At 69.5% G+C, this 19,493-nt stretch carries 18 protein-coding genes; 7 read left to right on the forward strand and 11 right to left on the reverse strand.

Features of this window, described 5'->3' with window-relative positions:
• Positions 1 to 3 precede the first annotated feature (3 nt).
• The gene (locus Q0Z83_RS26885; protein WP_317796780.1) at positions 4 to 702 is read left to right on the forward strand and encodes a TIGR03089 family protein; all 699 of its coding nucleotides are present in this window, start codon (positions 4 to 6) and stop codon (positions 700 to 702) included.
• A gap of 30 nt (positions 703 to 732) precedes the next feature.
• Here Q0Z83_RS26885 and Q0Z83_RS26890 read toward each other — a convergent pair whose 3' ends face one another.
• From Q0Z83_RS26890 to paaN, 8 genes are all read right to left on the reverse strand, one after another.
• The gene (locus tag Q0Z83_RS26890) at positions 733 to 1,353 is read right to left on the reverse strand and encodes a hypothetical protein (protein WP_317796781.1); all 621 of its coding nucleotides are present in this window, start codon (positions 1,351 to 1,353) and stop codon (positions 733 to 735) included.
• A gap of 91 nt (positions 1,354 to 1,444) precedes the next feature.
• The gene (locus Q0Z83_RS26895) at positions 1,445 to 1,987 is read right to left on the reverse strand and encodes a GNAT family N-acetyltransferase (RefSeq protein ID WP_317796782.1); all 543 of its coding nucleotides are present in this window, start codon (positions 1,985 to 1,987) and stop codon (positions 1,445 to 1,447) included.
• A gap of 52 nt (positions 1,988 to 2,039) precedes the next feature.
• Positions 2,040 to 3,209 (reverse strand): 2Fe-2S iron-sulfur cluster-binding protein, encoded by a 1,170-nt coding sequence (locus tag Q0Z83_RS26900; protein WP_317796783.1) that lies wholly within the window; start codon positions 3,207 to 3,209, stop codon positions 2,040 to 2,042.
• A gap of 1 nt (position 3,210) precedes the next feature.
• Positions 3,211 to 3,705, reverse strand: coding sequence for a 1,2-phenylacetyl-CoA epoxidase subunit PaaD (paaD, locus tag Q0Z83_RS26905; protein ID WP_317797137.1), 495 nt, complete (start codon positions 3,703 to 3,705; stop codon positions 3,211 to 3,213).
• Entirely contained in the window at positions 3,699 to 4,577 is an 879-nt protein-coding gene (paaC, locus tag Q0Z83_RS26910) for a 1,2-phenylacetyl-CoA epoxidase subunit PaaC (protein WP_317796784.1), read from the reverse strand. Before paaC ends, paaD begins: the two co-directional genes overlap by 7 nt.
• Before the next feature lie 10 nt (positions 4,578 to 4,587).
• On the reverse strand, positions 4,588 to 4,875 hold the full coding sequence (paaB, locus tag Q0Z83_RS26915; RefSeq protein WP_317796785.1) for a 1,2-phenylacetyl-CoA epoxidase subunit PaaB: 288 nt from the start codon (positions 4,873 to 4,875) through the stop codon (positions 4,588 to 4,590).
• Positions 4,872 to 5,930, reverse strand: a complete 1,059-nt coding sequence (gene paaA, locus Q0Z83_RS26920) for a 1,2-phenylacetyl-CoA epoxidase subunit PaaA (protein ID WP_449701861.1) — start codon at positions 5,928 to 5,930, stop codon at positions 4,872 to 4,874. Before paaA ends, paaB begins: the two co-directional genes overlap by 4 nt.
• Positions 5,927 to 7,591 carry a phenylacetic acid degradation protein PaaN gene (paaN, locus tag Q0Z83_RS26925; protein WP_317796787.1) on the reverse strand — a complete coding sequence of 555 codons (1,665 nt, stop codon included), beginning with the start codon at positions 7,589 to 7,591 and terminating at the stop codon, positions 5,927 to 5,929. The genes paaA and paaN overlap by 4 nt, the downstream gene beginning before the upstream one ends.
• Positions 7,592 to 7,644: 53 nt before the next feature.
• Here paaN and Q0Z83_RS26930 point away from each other — a divergent pair, with 53 nt between their 5' ends.
• Together Q0Z83_RS26930 and Q0Z83_RS26935 are read left to right on the forward strand one after the other, a co-directional pair.
• Positions 7,645 to 8,235 carry a TetR/AcrR family transcriptional regulator gene (locus Q0Z83_RS26930; protein WP_317796788.1) on the forward strand — a complete coding sequence of 197 codons (591 nt, stop codon included), beginning with the start codon at positions 7,645 to 7,647 and terminating at the stop codon, positions 8,233 to 8,235.
• A gap of 205 nt (positions 8,236 to 8,440) precedes the next feature.
• Positions 8,441 to 10,420 carry a LysM peptidoglycan-binding domain-containing protein gene (locus tag Q0Z83_RS26935; RefSeq protein ID WP_317796789.1) on the forward strand — a complete coding sequence of 660 codons (1,980 nt, stop codon included), beginning with the start codon at positions 8,441 to 8,443 and terminating at the stop codon, positions 10,418 to 10,420.
• Between the two features lie 120 nt (positions 10,421 to 10,540).
• Here the strand turns inward: Q0Z83_RS26935 and iolD are convergent, their stop codons facing one another.
• Both iolD and iolB read right to left on the reverse strand, forming a co-directional pair.
• Complete coding sequence (gene iolD, locus Q0Z83_RS26940) at positions 10,541 to 12,424, reverse strand: 3D-(3,5/4)-trihydroxycyclohexane-1,2-dione acylhydrolase (decyclizing) (RefSeq protein ID WP_317796790.1); 1,884 nt, start codon at positions 12,422 to 12,424, stop codon at positions 10,541 to 10,543.
• On the reverse strand, positions 12,421 to 13,311 hold the full coding sequence (gene iolB, locus Q0Z83_RS26945) for a 5-deoxy-glucuronate isomerase (RefSeq protein WP_317796791.1): 891 nt from the start codon (positions 13,309 to 13,311) through the stop codon (positions 12,421 to 12,423). The genes iolD and iolB overlap by 4 nt, the downstream gene beginning before the upstream one ends.
• A gap of 249 nt (positions 13,312 to 13,560) precedes the next feature.
• On the opposite strand from iolB, the gene Q0Z83_RS26950 reads away from it, so the two are divergent.
• The 3 genes from Q0Z83_RS26950 (at position 13,561) to Q0Z83_RS26960 (ending at position 16,293) form a co-directional block, all read left to right on the forward strand.
• Entirely contained in the window at positions 13,561 to 14,328 is a 768-nt protein-coding gene (locus Q0Z83_RS26950) for a dioxygenase family protein (protein ID WP_317796792.1), read from the forward strand.
• A 47-nt stretch (positions 14,329 to 14,375) separates the two neighbouring features.
• Complete coding sequence (locus Q0Z83_RS26955; protein WP_317796793.1) at positions 14,376 to 15,383, forward strand: TerC/Alx family metal homeostasis membrane protein; 1,008 nt, start codon at positions 14,376 to 14,378, stop codon at positions 15,381 to 15,383.
• A 670-nt stretch (positions 15,384 to 16,053) separates the two neighbouring features.
• A complete protein-coding gene (locus Q0Z83_RS26960) occupies positions 16,054 to 16,293 on the forward strand; it encodes a response regulator transcription factor (protein WP_317796794.1) in 240 nt (79 codons plus the stop codon).
• A gap of 275 nt (positions 16,294 to 16,568) precedes the next feature.
• Here the strand turns inward: Q0Z83_RS26960 and Q0Z83_RS26965 are convergent, their stop codons facing one another.
• On the reverse strand, positions 16,569 to 18,785 hold the full coding sequence (locus Q0Z83_RS26965; protein ID WP_396349886.1) for an amino acid permease: 2,217 nt from the start codon (positions 18,783 to 18,785) through the stop codon (positions 16,569 to 16,571).
• A 417-nt stretch (positions 18,786 to 19,202) separates the two neighbouring features.
• Between Q0Z83_RS26965 and Q0Z83_RS26970 the strand changes: the two genes are divergently transcribed.
• Positions 19,203 to 19,469, forward strand: a complete 267-nt coding sequence (locus tag Q0Z83_RS26970) for a hypothetical protein (RefSeq protein ID WP_317796796.1) — start codon at positions 19,203 to 19,205, stop codon at positions 19,467 to 19,469.
• The last annotated feature ends 24 nt before the right edge of the window (positions 19,470 to 19,493 follow it).

Genomic DNA, 19,493 nt, shown 5'->3' on the forward strand with positions numbered 1-19,493 from the left:
CGGTTGATCACCTTCTACGACGACGCCACCGGTGAACAGACCAGGCTCACCGCCGCCGAGTTGGGCGCCTGGGCGGCCGCGACGGCGGACCTGCTGACCACCGGGTGTGGGCTGCGCCGTGGCAGCCGGGCCGGAGTACTACTGCCGCCGCATTGGCAGACCGCGGCCGTGCTGCTCGGGGCGTGGGCGGCCGGGATCGAGGTGTCGTTCCGGGGCTGGGGTGCGGCCGGCCTGTCGCCGGACACCGGGCCGACGCTGGACGTCACGTTCGTCGAGCGGCGGCGGGTCGGCAGCTGGCTTGAGGACGTGCCACCGGCCGGACATCGGTTCGTGCTGGGGCTGGCGCCCGACGGTGGCCCGACTCCGGACGTACCCCCGGATTATCGTGATTTCGCCCCGGCGGCGCGGGCACGCCTCGGCGTGCCGCCGCCACCGCCGGGCGGGGTCGAGGCGGGCGCGGCGGCCACCGTCGACGGCACGACCTTCGGGGAGTACGGGGCAGCCGCGGCCGGCATCGCGGCGGCACGTGGTTTCGGCGCGGGCGACCGGATCCTGGTCGACACGGCGGCCTGTGAGGAGCCGCTGATCTGGCTGATGGCGCCTTTGACGGCGGGGGCGTCGATCGTGCTGTGCGCGAACCTCGACCGGTCCCGTCTCGACGCCCGGATCGCCGCGGAGGGCGTCACCGGAATGTTGTGCTGACGCGCCTGCCACCAGGCGCGGCAGCTTTCGTCAGGCGCCGCGCGGCGGGGTGAACCTGTCGCAGTCGACGCCCTCGGCCAGGCCGAGACTGTCGCCGTTGCAGAGGCGGATCGACGGCAGGGCCCGACTGCCCCACAGGCGATTGACCTGGGTACGGAACGTCGCCGTCCCCGGGCTGCACAACGCTCCGACGGTGTGCCACTCGATGCCGTCGGCGGGTCCGTTGCGGGTCACCTGGAGGATGCCGCACGGTGCCTGTCCGGCCACCTTGAGAGTGACGGCGACCTGTGGGTTTCCCTGGTTCGAGGTGTAGACACCGGACGCGGCGGCCCCGGGAACGGACACCCGGAACGGCAGGCTCGCGGCAATCTGGGCCGAAGGCGCCGCCGCCTTCCTCCGGCCGGCATCCACGGTGCTGGTTCCCGCCGGCCCGCCGGCGACAGTGGCGACCGAGCCGCCGGTCGCGGCAGCAGTGACGACGGAGCCGCCGGTGGCGGCGGTAGCGGTAGCGGTCGTTGCCGGGCGGCCGCTGTCCACGGGCGTCGGGCGGGTCAGCTCACGAACCGCCGCGGTCGCGGTGGCGGGCACGACGAGCAGTGTGGAAGCGACGATGACGCCGCTGATGACGCGAAAGGTCAGGGACTTGTTCATCGCTCTCTCCCGGTGCCGGCTACATTCTCCGGCCCATCCTGGCGACAACCGATACCCACAAATCCGCAAATCGCCGTCGCTTTCGGACATTTCATCCAGAAGAGTGCGGCAAACCATCCACCTGGAGTCGCCGCCGCATACACACCCGGGGCCAGCGATCGAGCCCGGCAGCCGCCTCGTGCTCCCGCACCGCCCGCAGCTCCGGCATGACCACCGCGTCGTCCATCACCTCGAAGCCGCAGCGCCGGTAATAGGGCGCGTTCCACACCACATCGGCGAAGGTGGTCAGGGTGAGCGCCGGCGCACCGACCCGCACCGCGTGTTCCGCGGCACGATCGATCAGCAGCCGCCCGACCCCACGCCGGGAGAAGCGCGGATGAACCGAAACCTGCTCGACGTGGACGTTCCCGTCCAGCAGATCCGCGATGAGATAGCCCACCGGTCCGGCGTCGACATCCGGCCCGACGGCGACCCAGGCCCGCCCCGCGGTCACATAACCGGACAGCACCTCGATCGGGAACGGCTCGTCGTCGGCGATCTCCGGCATCCCGATCTCACGGAACAGCACCCCGGCCGCCCGCTCGATCTCCTGCAACGCCGGCAGATCCTCGAACCGTGCCTCTCTGATCCGCATCCGGCCGATTCTGCACCGACCCGGACCCGGCCCGATACGCGTTTTCCGCGGCTCACTGATCGAAGTCGACCACCACCTTCGCCGCGGCGGGAAGGGACTGGCAGGTCAGCACGAACCCGGCCTCGACCTCGGCCTCCTCCAGCGCGAAGTTCCGCCGCATCGTCACCGCACCGTCGGTCACCCGGGCCCGGCAGGTGCCGCAAACCCCGCCCTTGCAGGCGAACGGCAGGTCCGGCCGCGACTTCTGCGCTCCGTCGAGCAGCGTCACACCCTCCGGCACCGGTACGGTCGTCTTGCGCCCATCCAGCACCACGGTGACCTCGCAGATCGGCCCGTCCACGAGCGCCTCTGGTCGGACCGGCGGTGGCGGAGCCTCGTCCACCCAGAAGAGTTCCCGATGCACCCGCCCGGCCGGCACCCCGAGCTCACCGAGCACCGTGGTGGCGTCGGTGACCATCCCGAACGGCCCGCACAGCCACCAGTGGTCGACCGCCTCGACATCGGTCAGGAGCGGCACCAGCTCCCGTAGTCGCGCGGCGTCGAGGCGCCCACTGAACAACTCGGACTCCCGCGCTTCCCGGGAGAGCACGTGCACGAGTTCGAGCCGGTCCGGATACCGGTCTTTCAGGTCGGCCAGTTCCTCAGCGAACATGACGGTGTCGGCCCGCCGGTTGCCATAGAAGAGCGTGACCCGAGCCCCATCCGAAACCGACCCGGGAAGCCCAGCGGCCGGCGAAGCCGACGATGACCCGGCAAGCCCGGCCGGCACCGGAGACCGCAGATGCGGCGCCGCCCGATCCAGCCACCCGCCCGCCCGTGATGGACCGGCCGTCACCCCCTCCAGCAGGGACGCGGCTATCGACAGAACAGGCGTGATCCCGGACCCGGCCGCGATCAGCACATGGTGCCCGCCGGCAGCCAGGTCCGGAGTGAACGTCCCCGACGGCGGCGCGACCTCGACCAGATCACCGACCCGGAGATCGTGCACCATCCACCGGGAGATCAGGCCGCCGGGCACCTCCCGCACACCGATCCGCGGCGCGGACCCGACAGGAGCACAGATCGAGTAGGTACGCCGTTCACCATCGCGGTGCACGGTGAGCGACTGTCCAGGGCTGAACCGGAACGCCGCCGACAACGAAGCCGGAACCTCGAACGTGACAGCGACCGCGTCCGCGCACAGCCTGTCGATCGCGGCGACCCGCAGCGGGTGGAATGGCATGTCAGATCTCCCGCACGTGTTCGAACGGTTCCCGGCAGGCGGGGCATCGCCGCAGCTCACGGCAGGCGGTGGCGCCGAACGCGGCGAGCACCTCGGTCGACGGCTGCCCGCACCGGGGGCAGCCGACCGCGGTCCGCACACCGAGGCTGAGCGGGATCGGCCCGGCGGCACGGCTCGGTGCCGTGCCGGGCGGGGCGATCCCGGCCTCGGCGAGCTTGCGTCGACCGGTCTCGCTGATCCAGTCGGTGGTCCAGGCGGGCGCCAGCACGGTACGCACTTCGGCCCGCCCGAATCCGGCTCGCCGCAGCGCCACCCGGATGTCGGCCCGGATCGTCTCCATCGCCGGGCACCCCGAGTAGGTCGGCGTGATGGTCACCAGCACGCCGCCGTCGTCCTGCCGGACGTCCCGGACGATCCCCAGCTCGGCCAGCGTGAGCATGGGCAGCTCCGGATCGACCACGGACGCGACGACGTCGGCCGCGGTCGCCGTCACCAGGCACCCCCGGGCACCGACCGGGCCAGCCCCTGCATCTCGTCGAGGATCTCCCCCAACTCGGGCCCGTGCAGCCCGTCCCGCCCATCGGTGTGGGCCGAGGAGGAGACCGGCGCCGCCGGGCCGAGTGTCGCGGTGGTCAGGACATACGCCCAGACCTCGTCGAACGTGGCCCGCAACCCGGCCGGGTCCACGGCGACGCCCGCCCCGGCGAGCCGGCTCTCCACCGGATGCGGCTCGAACAGCTCGCCGAGCAGCGGCGTCAGGGCGTCGATCGCCGTCGTCATCCGCTGATGGGACAGATCGGTCCCGTCGCCGAGCCGGACCACCCACTGGGCCGCGTAGTCCCGGTGATAGGTCACCTCCTTGACGCCCTTGGCCGCGATGGCCGCGAGCATCGGATCCGTTGACCCACTGAGCCGCTGCAGCAGTTCGAGCCGCCACACCGAGAAGGCGCAGAGCCGCGCCACCAGGTGCGCGAAGTCGTCGTCGGCCCGCTCGGCCAGCCGCACGTTACGGAACTCCGAGAGTGACCGGCGCATGGCGAGTTCGTCCTCGTCGCGGCCTCGCCCCTCGGCCATCCCGGCACGGGTGAGCAGCAGCCGGGCCTGGCCGAGCAGGTCGAGGCCGATGTTGGCGAGGGCCAGCTCGTCCTCGAGCTCGGGCGCGCGGGTGACCCACTGCTGCAGCCGGTGGGACAGGATCAGCGCGTCGTCGCCGAGCATCAGGCAGTACGCGGTGAGGTCGGCCCGGTCCACCCCGTCCGGCAGGTCGGCGGTGACTCCGGCGAGCGGGTCGCTGAACCCGGTCCCGTAGGCCCAGCGGGCATCGTCCTCATGATCGGTGAGCGCGTCGTAGGCGTCGTCGAAGGCCATGGCCGGCTCCTCAGATGTGCGGTACGGAGTCGGGGATCGCGTAGTGCGTGGGATGCCGATACACCTTGTCGCCGCTGGGTTCGAAGAACGACTCCTTGGTGGCCGGGTCACTGGCCACGACCGCGTCGGACCTGACCACCCAGATGCTGACGCCCTCGTTGCGCCGGGTGTAGAGGTCACGGGCGTGGTGCAACGCCATCTCGTGATCGGCCGCCCGCAGCGACCCGACGTGCACGTGGTTGAGGCCGCGCTTGGCCCGCACGAACACCTCGAACAGCGGCCACTCGTGACTGGTCATGACATCCCTTTCGCCGCGTGTGCCGCGGCCGCCTCGCGCACCCACGCACCATCGGAGTCAGCCTCGCGCCGACGCCTGATGCGCTGCTCGTTCATCGCCCCGCCGCCGGAGATCACCCGTTTCAGCTCGGCCCAGTCGGGCTGCCCGAAGTCGTGGTGGCCACGCTCGGCGTTCCACCGCAGCTCGGGGTCGGGCAGGGTGACGCCGAGCGCCTCGGCCTGCGGCACGGACATGTCGACGAACCGCTGCCGCAGCTCGTCGTTGGTGTGCCGTTTGATCTTCCAGGCCATCGACTGCGCCGTGTTGGGTGACTCGGCGTCGGGCGGCCCGAACATCATCAGCGACGGCCACCACCAGCGGTCGACCGCGTCCTGAACCATGGCCCGCTGCTCGGCCGTGCCACGCATCATGGTCATCAGCAGCTCGTAACCCTGCCGCTGGTGGAACGACTCCTCCTTGCAGATCCGGATCATCGCCCGCGCGTACGGCCCATAGGAGCTGCGGCAGAGCGGGACCTGGTTGCAGATCGCGGCGCCGTCGACCAGCCACCCGATCACCCCGACGTCGGCGAACGACAGGGTCGGATAGTTGAAGATCGACGAGTATTTCTGCCGGCCCTCGATGAGCCGCTGGGTGAGGTCACCTCGGTCGGCGCCGAGAGTCTCGGCCGCCGAGTAGAGGTACAGCCCGTGCCCCGCCTCGTCCTGCACCTTGGCTAGCAGGATCGCCTTGCGACGCAGCGTGGGCGCCCGGGTGATCCACTCCCCCTCCGGCTGCATGCCGATGATCTCGGAGTGCGCATGTTGCGCGATCTGCCGGATCATCGTCTTCCGATACCCCTCCGGCATCTCATCAGCCGGCTCGATCCGCTGATCCCGCGCAATCGCCGCCTCAAATGCAACAAACGACGGCAAATCAGCGGAAGCGGGGGCGGAAGCGGAAGCTGGCAAGGAACCCGCAGACAAGGAAGAGGCGGATCCGGAAGGCCCCGCCGGAGCCGCCGACGAGCCAGAGACCGAAGCCGGCGACGAGTCAGAAGCGGATGCAGCGGTCATGAGGCGGCCACGTGCCGGCGGGACTGGAGTGTGTAGAAGCGCCCGGCCACGAACCAGTCGTCGGTCAGCGAGGCCGTCGCCGCCGGGTTGGCCCCGGTGCCGTGCAGGTCGCTGAAGGCCGCGGTCTGGTTGACGAACACGCCACCGGTCAGGTTTTCCGACAGGTGCACCCCGGCGTCGAGCGCCGCCTCCCGGGCCGCCTCGATGACCTCCGGCGAGGACGAGTGCACCAGCGCCGACAAGGCCCCGTGTGCCCGCACGGTCTCGACGAAGAGGGCCAGGCTGTGCTCGGTGGAGTCGGTGGTGATCAGATACGACACCGGCCCGAAGCACTCGCGGGTGTAGACCTTCTCATCGGCGGCGTCGAGCCGGACCACCACGGGAGTCCGGATGACCGCCCCGGGGAACTGCTCATCGCTGACGGCAGTCGACGGATGCAGCACTCCGGGCCCGGACGCGGCCTCCTCGAGCCGCCCGAGCACCCCGTCGTTGACGATCGCCCCGAGCGTCCCGGCGGCCCGCCGCGGGTCACCGAGCAGCTTGCCCAGCGCCGCCGACAGGTCGGCCCCGAACTCGGCGACGTCACGATGCCCGGCGTCGGTCTCGATGCCGTCACGCGGGACCAGGATGTTCTGCGGGGTGGTGCACATCTGACCGCTGTACAAAGACAGTGAGAAGGCCAGGTTGCGCAGCAGCCCCTGGTAGTCGTCGGTGGAGTCGACGACGACCGTGTTGAGCCCCGATTTCTCGGTGTAGACGACGGCCTGCCGGGCGTTGGCCTCCAGCCAGTCGCCGAACTCGCTGGACCCGGTGAAGTCGACGATCCGCACGTCGGGGTGGGTGGCCAGGGTGCCGGCGATGTGGTCACCGGGCTCCTCGGCGGCCAGCGTCACCACATCGGGGTTGAGCCCGGCCTCGGTGAGGACCTCGCGGCACACCTGCACGGTGATGGCGAGCGGCAGCACCGCGCCCGGGTGTGGCTTGACGATCACCGGGTTGCCGGTGACGAGGCCGGCGAACAGGCCGGGAAAACCATTCCAGGTGGGGAAGGTGGTGCAGCCGATGACCAGGCCGACACCCCGGCCGACGACCGTCGCCGTCTTCTCCATCGCGAGGTCGCCCTTGGTCCAGGAGGAGCCGCCGGGCATCCGGGTGGTGGCCGACAGCGCGCAGGCCACCGCCTCCAGACCACGGTCGAGGGCGTGGGTGCCACCGGCCTGGAACGCCATCACGAAGGCCTGACCCGTGGTGTGCTGGACGGCATGGGCCAGCTCGAAGACGCGGGCGTGCAGGCGGGTGAGGATCTCGGCGGCGACTCCGGCCCGGCCGGTGGGCCCGGCGGCGCGCCAGCCGGGGACCGCGGCGCGGGCGGCCGCGACGAGGGCGAGCGGGTCGGCCTTGGGGTAGCTGACGCCCAGCTCGATGCCGTAGGGCGAGCGCTCGGTGGCGACCGTGCCGACGGCGCCGGGCACGTCGACCGGGAACGGCTTGCCGAGCAGTGCGGTGAAGGCCCGGTCGCCGGCCGGAGCGGCCTCCTCGCCGTAGACCTTCTTGCTGGGTGACTCGGGGAACGCCGACCAGTAGTCACGTGCCGCGGCCGCCGAGATCGCGCGGTCCAGCAACTCGCGATGGGTCTGGTAGAGCTCAGCGGGACTCGTCATGCCCTCCATTAACCGCCCGATCGGTCGGTAAATCAAGGGGCTAGGTTCTGCTGATGGAGAACAGCCGCCGCAGGGGCCGACCAGGCCATGATCAGAGCGCGGTGCTGACCGCCGCCGTCCGGCTGTTCAACACCCACGGGTATGACGCGACCAGCATGTTCGACATCGCCGAGTCGCTCGGGATCACCAAGTCGACGCTCTACCACCACGTCAGCAGTAAGGAACAACTGCTCACGATGGCCGTGGACCGGGCGCTCGGCGCACTGGAGGAGGCCGCTCGGGAGGCCGTCGAGAGTCCGGACCCGGCGACCGTACGACTGAGGCGCCTGATCAGGCGCAGCGTCCTGGTGCTGGCCGAGCGTCTGGAGTTCGTCACCCTGCTGCTGCGGGTGCACGGCAACACGGCGGCCGAGCAGCACGCCGTGGCCCGCCGCCGGGCGTTCGACCGGATCGTCACCGACCTGGTCAAGCAGGCGCAGTCGGAAGGTGGTGTGCGCGCCGACGTGGATCCGGCGACCGCGGCCCGACTGATCTTCGGCATGGTGAATTCGCTCATCGAATGGTACAAACCGGAACGCGGCGCCCCGGAGTCCATTGCCGACACCGTTTCCGATCTAGCGTTCGACGGATTACGTACGCACTGACCCCCGCTCGGGGGATCGCCTGATACATGTTTTTGTTGGCACTATTTGCCAACAACAGCGCCGCCAGGTGTCAAGCAGTTGTCCGTGCCGCGCACGGCCGATGCCTAGGGTTGCCGCTGAGAGACACCGAATGATTCGGCCATTTCGCGATCCGGCATGTGCAAAATGCGCCGAAATCAGGCTAACGAAAGCGTAGGTAATCACCATGCCTCGTCTCGGACACGGCCGCTCGATCTCCGATTCAGACATCGACCGGGCCAAGCGGGAACTCGCCGACTTCGCCGCCCGATCACCACTGGCGTTCGCCCTCGCGCCGCCGGTCGCCACCCACCCCTTCGACCTGCTCTTCCCGACGTTGCAGGAGGACGAGGCGAACCTGCTGCCACGGTTACCGGACACTCCGGCCAAGCTGAAGCGGCTGGGCCAGGCGATGACCGACGACGACAGCCGGCCGGACGACAGCCCGATCCCGGCCGCCTACACCTATCTGGGCCAGTTCATCGATCACGACATCACGCTGGAGATCGACGACGCCTCGGCCGGCCTCGGCTCCGGCAGCATGGCGGTGCTGCTGGATCCCGGGATGGCACCGCTGTCGCCGGAGCAGATCCGCAAGGTGCTGCGCAACCAGCGGACCGCCCAACTGGACCTGGACAGCCTCTACGGTGCGCCGGCCCCGCGCGACCCGAACAACAACGATCGGATGCTGATCGGCAAGGTCCACAAGATCACGCTGCAGAACCCGCCGAACCCGAACCCGCCGCCGCTGGCCCGACCCAAGGGCAAGGGCGACGACAACGATCTGCCCCGCGAGCCGCGCAACGCCGATCCGAAGTTCGACCGGGCGGCACTGATCGGCGACCCGCGCAACGACGAGAACACGATCATCTCGCAGTTGCACGTGGCATTCCTGAAGGCGCACAACAAATTGATCGACCAGGGGTTGTCGTTCCGTGACGCCCGCCGGGTACTGCGCCAGCACTATCAGCACGTCGTGGTGCAGGACTTCCTCAAGAAGGTTGCCGACAAGAAGATCGTGGACGACGTGGTCGTACACGGGAACAAATGGTTCAACCCGCACGCCGAGCCGTTCTTCATGCCGATCGAGTTCGCCGTCGCGGCGTACCGTTTCGGTCATTCGATGGTTCGTAGCCTTTACAACTTCAACTCGAACTTCCGGACGAACACCCGACCGCCGGGCAGCCTCGATCTGCTGTTCGTGTTCACCGCGCTGAGCGGGCAGCTGGGTGAGGAGATCGGTCTGGAACCGGCCGAGAACCTGCCGGAGAACTGGATCATCGAGTGGGAGAACATCGTCGGCTCGGGCGACGCCGTGATGAAGACCCGCAAGATCGACACCAATCTGGCCGCGCTCGGCGGCGGCGCGCTGTTCCGCCTGAAGAAGACCACCGGCGAGCCCGAGGCACCGGCCGACGCGGGCCGGCTCGCGGTCCGCAACCTGCTACGCGGCTACCGGTTGCGGCTGCCCACCGGCCAGGCGGTCGCCGATCTGCTCGGGGTCCCGGTGCTCAGCAAGGACCAGATCCGGCAGGCGGCGGGCAGTGACGCCCAGCGGGCCGCGCTGGACGAGAGCGAGTTCCTGACCCGGACCCCGCTCTGGTACTACGTGCTGGCCGAGGCGAAGGCGTTCCACGACGGCGCACATCTGGGCCCGGTCGGCAGCACGATCGTCGCCGAGGTGCTCGTCGGCCTGGTGCGGCGCAGCGAGGACTCGATTCTCAAGCAGCCCGGCTGGAAACCGACGCTCCCGTCGGAGAAGCCCGGCACGTTCGAGCTGGCCGACCTGTTGCGCCTGGCCGGCGTCCTGCCCGGCGGCCAGAAGCCGCGCACCTACACGGTCCAGCGCGGCGACAGCCTCGCCAAGATCGCCCGGGAGCGGCTGGGCGACGAGGCCCGCTGGCCGGAGATCTTCGTGCTCAACCGGGCCACCATCCAGAACCCCAACCGGATCTTCCCCGGCCAGGTCCTCTTCCTGCCGCCGGCCCAGCCGACCGGCCCGATCCCGAAGCTCTACACGGTCAAGGCCGGCGACTCACTGTCCAGGATCGCCCGCGAGCAGCTCGGTGACGAGAGCCGCTGGCGCGACATCTTCAACCTCAACCGCGACATCATCACCGACCCGGACCGGATCTTCCCCGGCCAGGTCCTGGTCCTGCCCCACTGACCGCGGTGGCGGAGGCCGCTGGAAGACTCACGGCCTCCGCCCACCAAGATCAAAACCATGCGGGGATACGGCCACCCGCTCTCCCGCCACGCGAGAGGCGTCGTCGCGCCCTCGGTGCTGTCAGATGGCACCGGGCCGCAGGTGATGACGCTGGTCGCGTTTGCCGGCCAGGTATTCGGCCCGCGCGTCACGGGTGCTGTGCAGCGTGGCCACCTCGGCCACCGGCACCTCCCACCACGACTCGGACGCGGGCGCCGACGGGGCCGGGTCGGTCTCGATGTGCAGCACGGTCAGCCGTTCCGCCTCGCGGGCCTGTTTGATGCCCTCGACCAGGTCGGCGATGCTCCGGCAGCGAATCACCGACGCGCCCAGGCTCTCCGCGTTGGCGGCCAGGTCGACTGGCAGGCGGGGCCCGTCGTAGTCGCCGCTGCGCTGGTTGCGGTACCGGTACTCGGTACCGAATCGCTGCGACCCGACCTGTTCGGAGAGCCCACCGATGGACGCGAACCCGTGGTTCTCCACGATGATCACGATGAGTTTGACACCCTCGGCGACCGCGGTGACGATCTCCTGCGCCATCATCAGATAGGACCCGTCGCCGACCAGGGCGAACACCTCGCGGCCGGGTTCGGCGAGCTTGATCCCGAGGGCACCGGCGATCTCGAAGCCCATGCAGGAGTATCCGTACTCGACGTGGTACTGCTTCGGGTCCCGCGCCCGCCACAGCCGCTGCAGGTCCCCGGGCAGACTCCCGGCCGCCTGGACGACCACGTCGCGGGCGCCGCAGGCCTCGTTCACCACGCCGATCACCTCGGCCTGGGTGGGCAACTCCCCCGGTGCTCCCCGGCCCCGGTACGCGTGATCGACAGCCGCCCGCCAGGCCGCCACGTCGTCACCGAAGTCGCCGGTGAACCGGCGGCCGTGCAGGGCCGGCAGCAACGCGTTCAACCCGGCGCGGGCGTCGCCGACCAGTGGCAGCGCGGACAGTTTCCCGGCGTCGAACCCGGTCACGTTGAGATTGACGAACCGTACGTCCGGCCGCTGGAACGCGGTCCGCGACCCGGTGGTGAAGTCGCTGTACCTGGTACCGACCCCGATCACCACGTCGGCGTAGCGGGCCAGCCGGTTGGCCACCGGGTTGCCGGTCGCCCCGATCCCGCCCACCGCGTTCGGATGATCCCAGCTCAACGCGCCCTTGCCGGCCTGGGTGTCGGCGACCGGGATGCCGGTCTCCCGCGCGAACCGGTCGAGGGCGGCCGACGCCTCGGAGTAGATCACTCCCCCACCGGCGATGATCAGCGGCCGTTGCGCGCCACGGATCACGGCCGCCGCCCGTTCCACCGCGAGCGGATCCGGGGCCTGCCGGGGCACGTGCCAGACCCGCTTCGTGAAGAGTTCGTCCGGGTAGTCGTACGCCTCGGTCTGAAGATCCTGGGGTAAGCAGAGGGTGACCGCACCGGTCTCCACCGGATCGGTGAGCACCCGCATCGCGCCGAGCAGGGCGTGTGGCAGTTGCTCGGGTCGTTGGATGCGGTCGAAGAACCGCGACAGCGGCCGGAAGGCGTCGTTGACCGAGACGTCGCCGGCCCGCGGATCCTCCAACTCCTGCAGCACCGGACTGCTGGCGCGGGAGGCGAAGACGTCCGACGGCAGCAGTAGGACCGGCAGCCGGTTGACGGTGGCGAGGGCCGCGCCGGTGAGCATGTTGGTCGAACCGGGACCGATCGAGGCGGTGCACGCCATCGCCGACAGCCGGTTGCGCATCCTGGTGTACCCGACCGCCGTGTGCACCATGGCCTGCTCGTTGCGGGCCAGCCGGAACGGCATGTCGGGTGACCCGGTGCGCTGCGCCTGCAGCAGCGCCTGACCGATTCCGGCCACATTGCCGTGCCCGAGGATGCCGAGGAAGCCGGCCACCGCCCGCTGCTCGACGCCGTCCCGCTCGGTCCACTGGTTGGCCAGGAAACGCACGACAGCCTGGCCGACGGTGAGCCGCTGTTTCACGCTCGCCTCTTTTCGCGGATCGAGGTAAGTGGCAGCCGGGAGTCGACCCGCTCGGCGGCCCAGCGCCCGCGCACCCAGCCGTGGGCCGGGTCGTCACGGACCAGCCGACGCCGCTCACCGGGGCCGGCCATCACGTTCAGGTAGTACAGGTCGTAGCCGGGCGCGGCCATCGACGGGCCGTGCCAGCCGTACGGGATCAGCACGACGTCGCCGGTGCGCACCTCGGCGCAGATGTCGATCGGGCGGTCCGGGTGGCCGTACACCCGGTGGAATCCGCACCCGTGCCCACCCGCCGGGGAGGCGGCCACCTCGAAGTAGTAGATCTCCTCCAGGCTGTTCTCGCCGTCGCCCTGCTCGTCGTGTTTGTGCGGCGGGTACGACGACCAGTTGCCGCCCGGGGTGAGCACCTCGCGGGCGATCAGCCGGTCGGTCTCGAAGGTCTCCGGGGTGCAGAAGTCGTTCACCTGCCGGCTGGCCTGACCGGCACCGCGCAACTCGACCGCGACGTCCTCGGCCGGGCCGTAACGGAACGGCAGGGTCCGGTCGGCACGGGCGGCCGGCAGCGCGAACCGTCCCCCGTTCGGGGCGCGCAGCGTGACCTGGGTCTGGCGGGGCAGATAGGCGAAGTCGGTGACCCGGGAGAAGACCGAACGGCGGCCGGTCAGGGTGAGACGCTCGTCGTCACAGGCCACGTCGCAGCCGCCGGACAGGGGCAGGACCAGCATCTCGTCGCAGCCGGTGGGGAAGCGGACCCGGCCGCCGACCGGCAGGTGCACCACCCGCAGCCCGCTGTAGTCCCAGCCGGCGTTCTCCGGGGTGACCACCACCTCGAACGGCCGTTCGGCGGAGCTGCCACGCGGAACGAGGGGATTGACCCGGGCCGTCATCGGCTCGCGCCTGCCGCGAGGCGGCGATCGCTCCGGCAACGTTGACGGAGCGCATCGCCGCCTCGAGGGGTCATGCGCGGTCCCTTCGCCTTCGGTACCCAGCGGTAACGGACCGGCGACGCTGGGTTCGGGCCTGGTTTCGATGTAATTACGTGGCCACCTCCGCGTCAATACCGGGTTTAGTTGCACCGTCAAATAAATCGGCGTACGCTTGCCCGGTAAATAGTTGAAGCTTCAACGGAGGTTGCCATGCGGATGCCCGCCCTCTTCCTCAGCCACGGCGCCCCGCCGCTGGTCGACGACCCCACCTGGGTGGCGCAGCTGCAGGAGCTCGCCGCCGGCCTCCCGCGACCGAAAGCGATCCTCGTCGCGTCGGCCCACTGGGAGTCCGCGCCGCTGATGCTCGGCGCCACCGCCACCGTCCCGCTGGTCTACGACTTCGGCGGCTTCGCCCAGCGCTACTACGAGGTGCAGTACCGGGCCCCGGGCGCACCCGAGCTGGCCGAATCGGTGCGCAAACTGATGCCCGACCACCAGACCGTCGCCCAGACCGACCGCGGACTTGATCACGGTGCGTACGTGCCGCTGACCGTCATGTACCCCGACGCCGACATCCCGGTGCTGCAGATGTCACTGCCCACCCTCGAGCCCGACGACCTGCTCGACCTCGGCCGCCGACTGGCTCCGCTGCGCGACGAGGGTGTGCTGATCATCGGCTCCGGGTTCACCACGCACGGCCTGCCGTTCCTGCGCGACTGGCGCCCCGAGGCGGCCGCGCCCGGCTGGTCTCGAGAGTTCGACGCGTGGGCCGCCGAGGCCCTCTCCCGCGGCGCCGTCGACGAGCTCGCCGACTTCCGCGACCGCGCGCCCGGCATGCCCTACGCGCACCCGACGATCGAACATTTCGCGCCGATGTTCCTCACTCTCGGTGCATCAGAGGACCCGACGCAGGCACCCGCGCAGCCGATCGACGGCTTCTGGATGGGCCTCGCGAAGCGCTCATTCCTCGTCGGATGAGGCCGTTTCTCAGCATGTTTGCAGAATCTTTGGAGATCCTGTGAAGCATGCTTGAGGTCTCCGCGCTCGGGTGGATCGTCACCATCGGTGTCATCGTCGCCCTGCTCGCCCTCGATTTGACTCTCGGGGTGCTCCGTCCACACGTCGTCGGCTTCCGCGAGGCCGCCGGTTGGTCGATCTTCTACATCGCCGTCGCCATCGTCTTCGGCATCGTCTTCGGGAGTGTTTACGGCTGGGGCCACGGCACCGAATATTTCGCCGGCTACATCGTCGAGAAGAGCCTGTCGGTCGACAACCTCTTCGTCTTCGTCATCATCATGACCACCTTCGCGGTGCCCGAGAAATACCAGCAAGAGGTGCTCACCTTCGGCATCATCATCGCGCTGGTTCTCCGGGTCATCTTCATCGCGCTCGGCGCCGCCCTGCTCAGCGCGTTCTCGTTCATGTTCCTGATCTTCGGCCTGATCCTGCTCTACACCGCGGTGCAGCTCTTCCGACACCGCGACGAGGATCCCGACGTCGGTGAGAACGCCCTGGTCAAGGCGGGCCGCCGACTCCTGCCGGTGACCGACGACTACGTCGACGGCAAGATGGTCACCCGGATCGACGGCAAGCGCATGGTCACGCCGCTGTTCCTGGTGCTACTCGCCATCGGCGGCACCGACCTGCTGTTCGCCCTCGACTCCATTCCCGCGGTGTTCGGCGTGACCGAGTCGGCGTACATCGTCTTCGTCGCCAACGCCTTCGCCCTACTCGGCCTTCGCGCCCTGTTCTTCCTGGTCAAGGGCCTGCTGGACCGCCTCGTGTACCTCTCCACGGGCCTGTCGCTGATCCTCGCCTTCATCGGCGTCAAGCTGGTCCTGCACTGGGCCCACAAGGACATCAGCGACGCGGTTCCCGAGGTGTCGACGCCCGTTTCGCTCGGCGTCATCATCGGCATCCTGATCATCACGACGGTCGCCAGCCTGATCAAATCCAGCCGCGATCCGTCGCTGAAGGCGCACGCGGGCAGCCTCCACGCCTCCCCCAACAAGCAGCAGCACGCCGAGAACTGATCCCGTCCCGCACCCACGCGGGGGCCGCCGTCCGGCGGCTCCCGCGTTTCACATCCCGCGCCTCTTGAGCGCCCCGCGCCTCTTGGCCGCCCCGCACATCTTGGCCGTCACGCGACTCTTGGCCACCCCACGCCTCTTGGCCGCCCCACGCCGAGCGGCGTCGGCGGCTTCCGCGCTTTCCACTCCGCGAGGGTCGCGGCCGGCGGCTCTCGCCGCTTACCTCCCTTCTTTCGGTACGTCCGGCGGTCATTCCTTCGCCACACCCGTCTTCCCACCACCCGGCACATCCGGCGACCGCTCCTTCGCCACGCCCGGCTCCCCCCGCTCGGCACGTCCCGCGACCGCTCCTTCGCCACACCGCCTCATCGCTCGGCACGTCCGGCGACCGCTTCTTCACCACGCCCGCCTTCCCACCACCTGGCACGTCCGGCGACCGTCCTTCGCCACGCCCGCCCCCCGCTCGGCACGTCCGGCGACCGTTCTTCGGTATGCCCGGAGCGCTGTCGCTACGGCTGGGCCTGCCTTCGACACCCTCCGTGATCAACTAGGGGCCGAGTTCGCCCGCAGTCGCATTGCGTGACCGATACTTCGCACTGGGCGAGTGTGCCAACCCCAACCGTTATCGATGATCAGTTGCGCTCCTTGTGCAGGCAGCGGGAAAACGATCTTCATGAATGATGCATTCCGGACGGCCCCACGCCGGTCCCGCCAGACGAGCGAACTAACCGATCGTGAAGTACAGGTCCTCACCCTGGTGTCGCACGGCAAAACCAACAAGCAGATCGGCGCCGACCTCTACCTGAGCCCGGCGACCATTCACAGCCACTTGAAGAAAGTGTTCCGAAAGCTGGACGCCAACGACCGAGCACATGCGGTCGCACAGGCCTTCCGTGCCGGAATGCTGCGATGACACCCAACCCGATCCATGGGTCGGGGCCTCATCCCGACCCGACCACCCTCTCCGAGCCGTAACACTTCCCCCACCGTTGGGAGCCGCGGACGCCCCGAGCGTCCGCGGCCCACTCAACGGATGGGGTCGCACCGTCCTCCTGGAACTCGCCCCACCCGGTCGGCTTGTGCCCGGACCAGGGGGTCAGCGCCCGTCTGGAGGTCCGGACCCAGGGTTCAGCGCTCGTCAGAGTCCGGATCCGGGGGTCAGCGCTCGTCAGAGTCCGAACCCGGGGGTCAGCGCTCGTCGGGAGGCTCGGAATCGGCGGGGACTGCGGTGTCGGAAGGCTGCGGGCGGCGAGGGCGTGGGGCCGGGCGGCGGGTGGTTCGAGAGCGTGCGGCCTGACTTCCGGTGGGCTGGTCGGAACCGGACGCGGACTCCGGAAGTGAACCGTTGTCGGCGGCGCCGTTCACTGACGGGGGCTGGTTGGTGACTGCGTCGGGAGCCTGGTCGCCCGAGGTGGTTCCGGTAGACGGTCGACGCCGGGGAGCCGTTTTGGCGGGGGCGCGTTTTCGGGGAGCCGGCGCTGGGCGGGAGGCTTCGGGCGTACCTCCGTCGTCGGGTGTTGATCCGGCTGGACCTTGGCCGCCGCTGGTGGCCTCGGTCGCGGCGGTCTCCGATGAGACGGTCGCGCCCGCCGCAGTTCCGGCACTGTCCACCGTTTTGCCGCCGTCACCGTCGCCGTCGCCGTCGCCGCCGTTCGCCGTATTGCCGTCGCTATCCATCGTGTTGCCGTCACCGTCCGCCGTGTTGCCGTCGCCATCCGCAATGGTCGCGGGTGCGGCAGGCGCGGATCTCGCGGCCGTTGGCTCGTCCGGCTTTTCGGTAGCGGACCCGTCTGGGATCTCGGGGGTGTCGGGCGCTTCGTCGGTGGACGACCTGGGAGGTTCAATCACCGAAGCAACATCGGATTTTTCCGTCTTTTCAGCTTTGGTCGACTTGGCCGTGGTCGCGCTTTCGCCGGTAGTCGTGCTTTCGGTCACGGCCGCACTTTCGGCCGCGGTCGTACTCTCCGCCGCGGTCGCGCTTTCGGTCACGGCCGCGCTTTCGGCCGCGGTCGCGCTTTCGGTCACGGCCGCGCTTTCGGCCGCGGTCGCGCTTTCGGCCGCGGTCGCGCTTTCGGCCGCGGTCGCGCTTTCGGCCGCGGGAGCGTCGGTGATCACCGGGGGCGCGGATTCGCCGGGGGCGAGCGGCGGGTGGCCGGTGCCGATCACGGCGTAGATGTCGGGGCGTTCGCGGCGGAGTTTGCGGCCCCAGATGATGCCGGCCACCAGCGCGGCGAGGAAGGACAGAATCGGGGACCAGACCTTGGCGACGTTGTCGGTGCCCAGGAGCACGCTGAAGAAGGCCACCGTGAGCAGCAGGACCAGCGAGAGGAAGACCACCGAGATCCACGGGGCGATCGCTCGGCGCCAGCGGGTCTCCCCGTGGTCGGCGCGGCGGAAGAACCTGACGACCGCTACCGCGGCGATGGTCATCAGGACGAGTACGCCGAGGCCGCCCGAGACCGTACCGAAGAAGAAGAGGTCGGTCGTCGGGTCCCACGTCGCGATCGCGAAGACGACCAGCACGACCAGGGCCAACGCGGACTGCGACATCGACGCGGCGACCGGCACGCCGCCCCGGGTGCGGGCCAGGCCGGCGGGTAGGACGCCCTCGCGGGCCACGGTCAGGGCGTAGCGGGCGACGGTGTGGTGGAAGGCGAGCATCGCGGCGAACAGGCTGGTCGCGAAGAAGATGCGGCCGAGATCGACGAGGACGGCCGGGAGATACGGGTCGGGCAGGAAGAAGAACAGGTCGTCGAGGTGCTGGCCGGCGATGACGACGATGTTGTCGGGGCCGGCGACGACCGACATCGCCCATGCCGTGCCGCCGTAGAGGAACGCCGCCACCAGCAGGGTGAACCCGATGGCACGGGCGATCGTGCGCCGCGGATCACGGGCTTCAGCTGCGTAGACCAGTGGCGCTTCGAACCCGACCATGCCGGCGATCGCGGCCACGAGCAGAGACACGCCACCCGCCGTGGCGATCAGGCCGGGGTTGAGGGTGTCGAAAGTGATCGTTCCGCCGTAGGGATTGCCGAGCATCACGGCGTCGAAGATCAGAACAATGAGAACCTCGGCGCAGACCAGGACGGTGAGAATGCGGGCGTTGAGATCGATGTCGAGACGGCCGAGAAACGCGATCACCGCCCAGCCGATCAATGCGCAGATGATCCACGATATGTCGATGCCGAAGATCGACAATGCGTTGTGGGCGGCCACTCCGAAGGCGCCGTAGAGACCGATCTGCATCGCGTTGTAGGCGACCAGCGCCACGAACGCGGTACCCACACCGACCGGACGGGAGATGCCGATCGATGCGTACGCGTAGAAGGCGCCACTGTTGGGCACATGCCTCGCCATCGCGGCCAGACCCACCGCGAACACCCCTAGCACGGCGGCGACCAGCATGTACGCCACCGGGATGCCCTTCTCCTTCACCTCGCCGTAGCCGAGCGGCAGGGCGCCTGCGACTACGGTGAGCGGAGTCATCGCGGAGACCGCGATCACGAAGATCGGCCAAGTGCCGAGCTTCCTTTCCGGTTGGGACATGGCGCCTCCCGTGTCGAATCGATCCTGAATCGATGACCGGCCTCCATCATGGCCCTCACGACGTTCAAGCGATATAGAAAAATGTCGATCATGAATGGTTCGGGTGAATTGGATCTTCCGGATTGCTCCGGTTCCACCTTCTGGCCGGTTTCGTTCGTCCTCGCGGGGCCACCGGCCGGGTATTCGTCGTCACCGGACCACCCGGCATCGATCGCCCATCCATGGGCCGTTCCCCGCCTTTCGTTTCGGCGGTGCCGGCTGGGGTAGGTTCTCGGGATGCCACTCGGAGCGCAACCTCGCGGTCGCCGCGGCACGGTCGAGGAGCCGTACAGCCCGCTGAACCTGCGGCTGGTCCTCGCGCTGTTCGGAATGGTGGTCTGCGCGATCCTGGCCGTGCTGCTGTTCCGAGCGGGCTGGACCGTTCCCGGATGGTTGCTCGCCGCCTGGTCGGTGGCCGCAGCGGTCGACGCCGTGGTGGTCCAGTTGCGGCGCCGGGCTCGTGCCCGGGCCGAGGGCGGCCGCCGGCATTCCCTCTTCGAGTGAGCGTCCGGCCGCCTGTGCCATGAT

The organism is Actinoplanes sichuanensis (assembly GCF_033097365.1).
GTDB lineage: Bacteria > Actinomycetota > Actinomycetes > Mycobacteriales > Micromonosporaceae > Actinoplanes > Actinoplanes sichuanensis.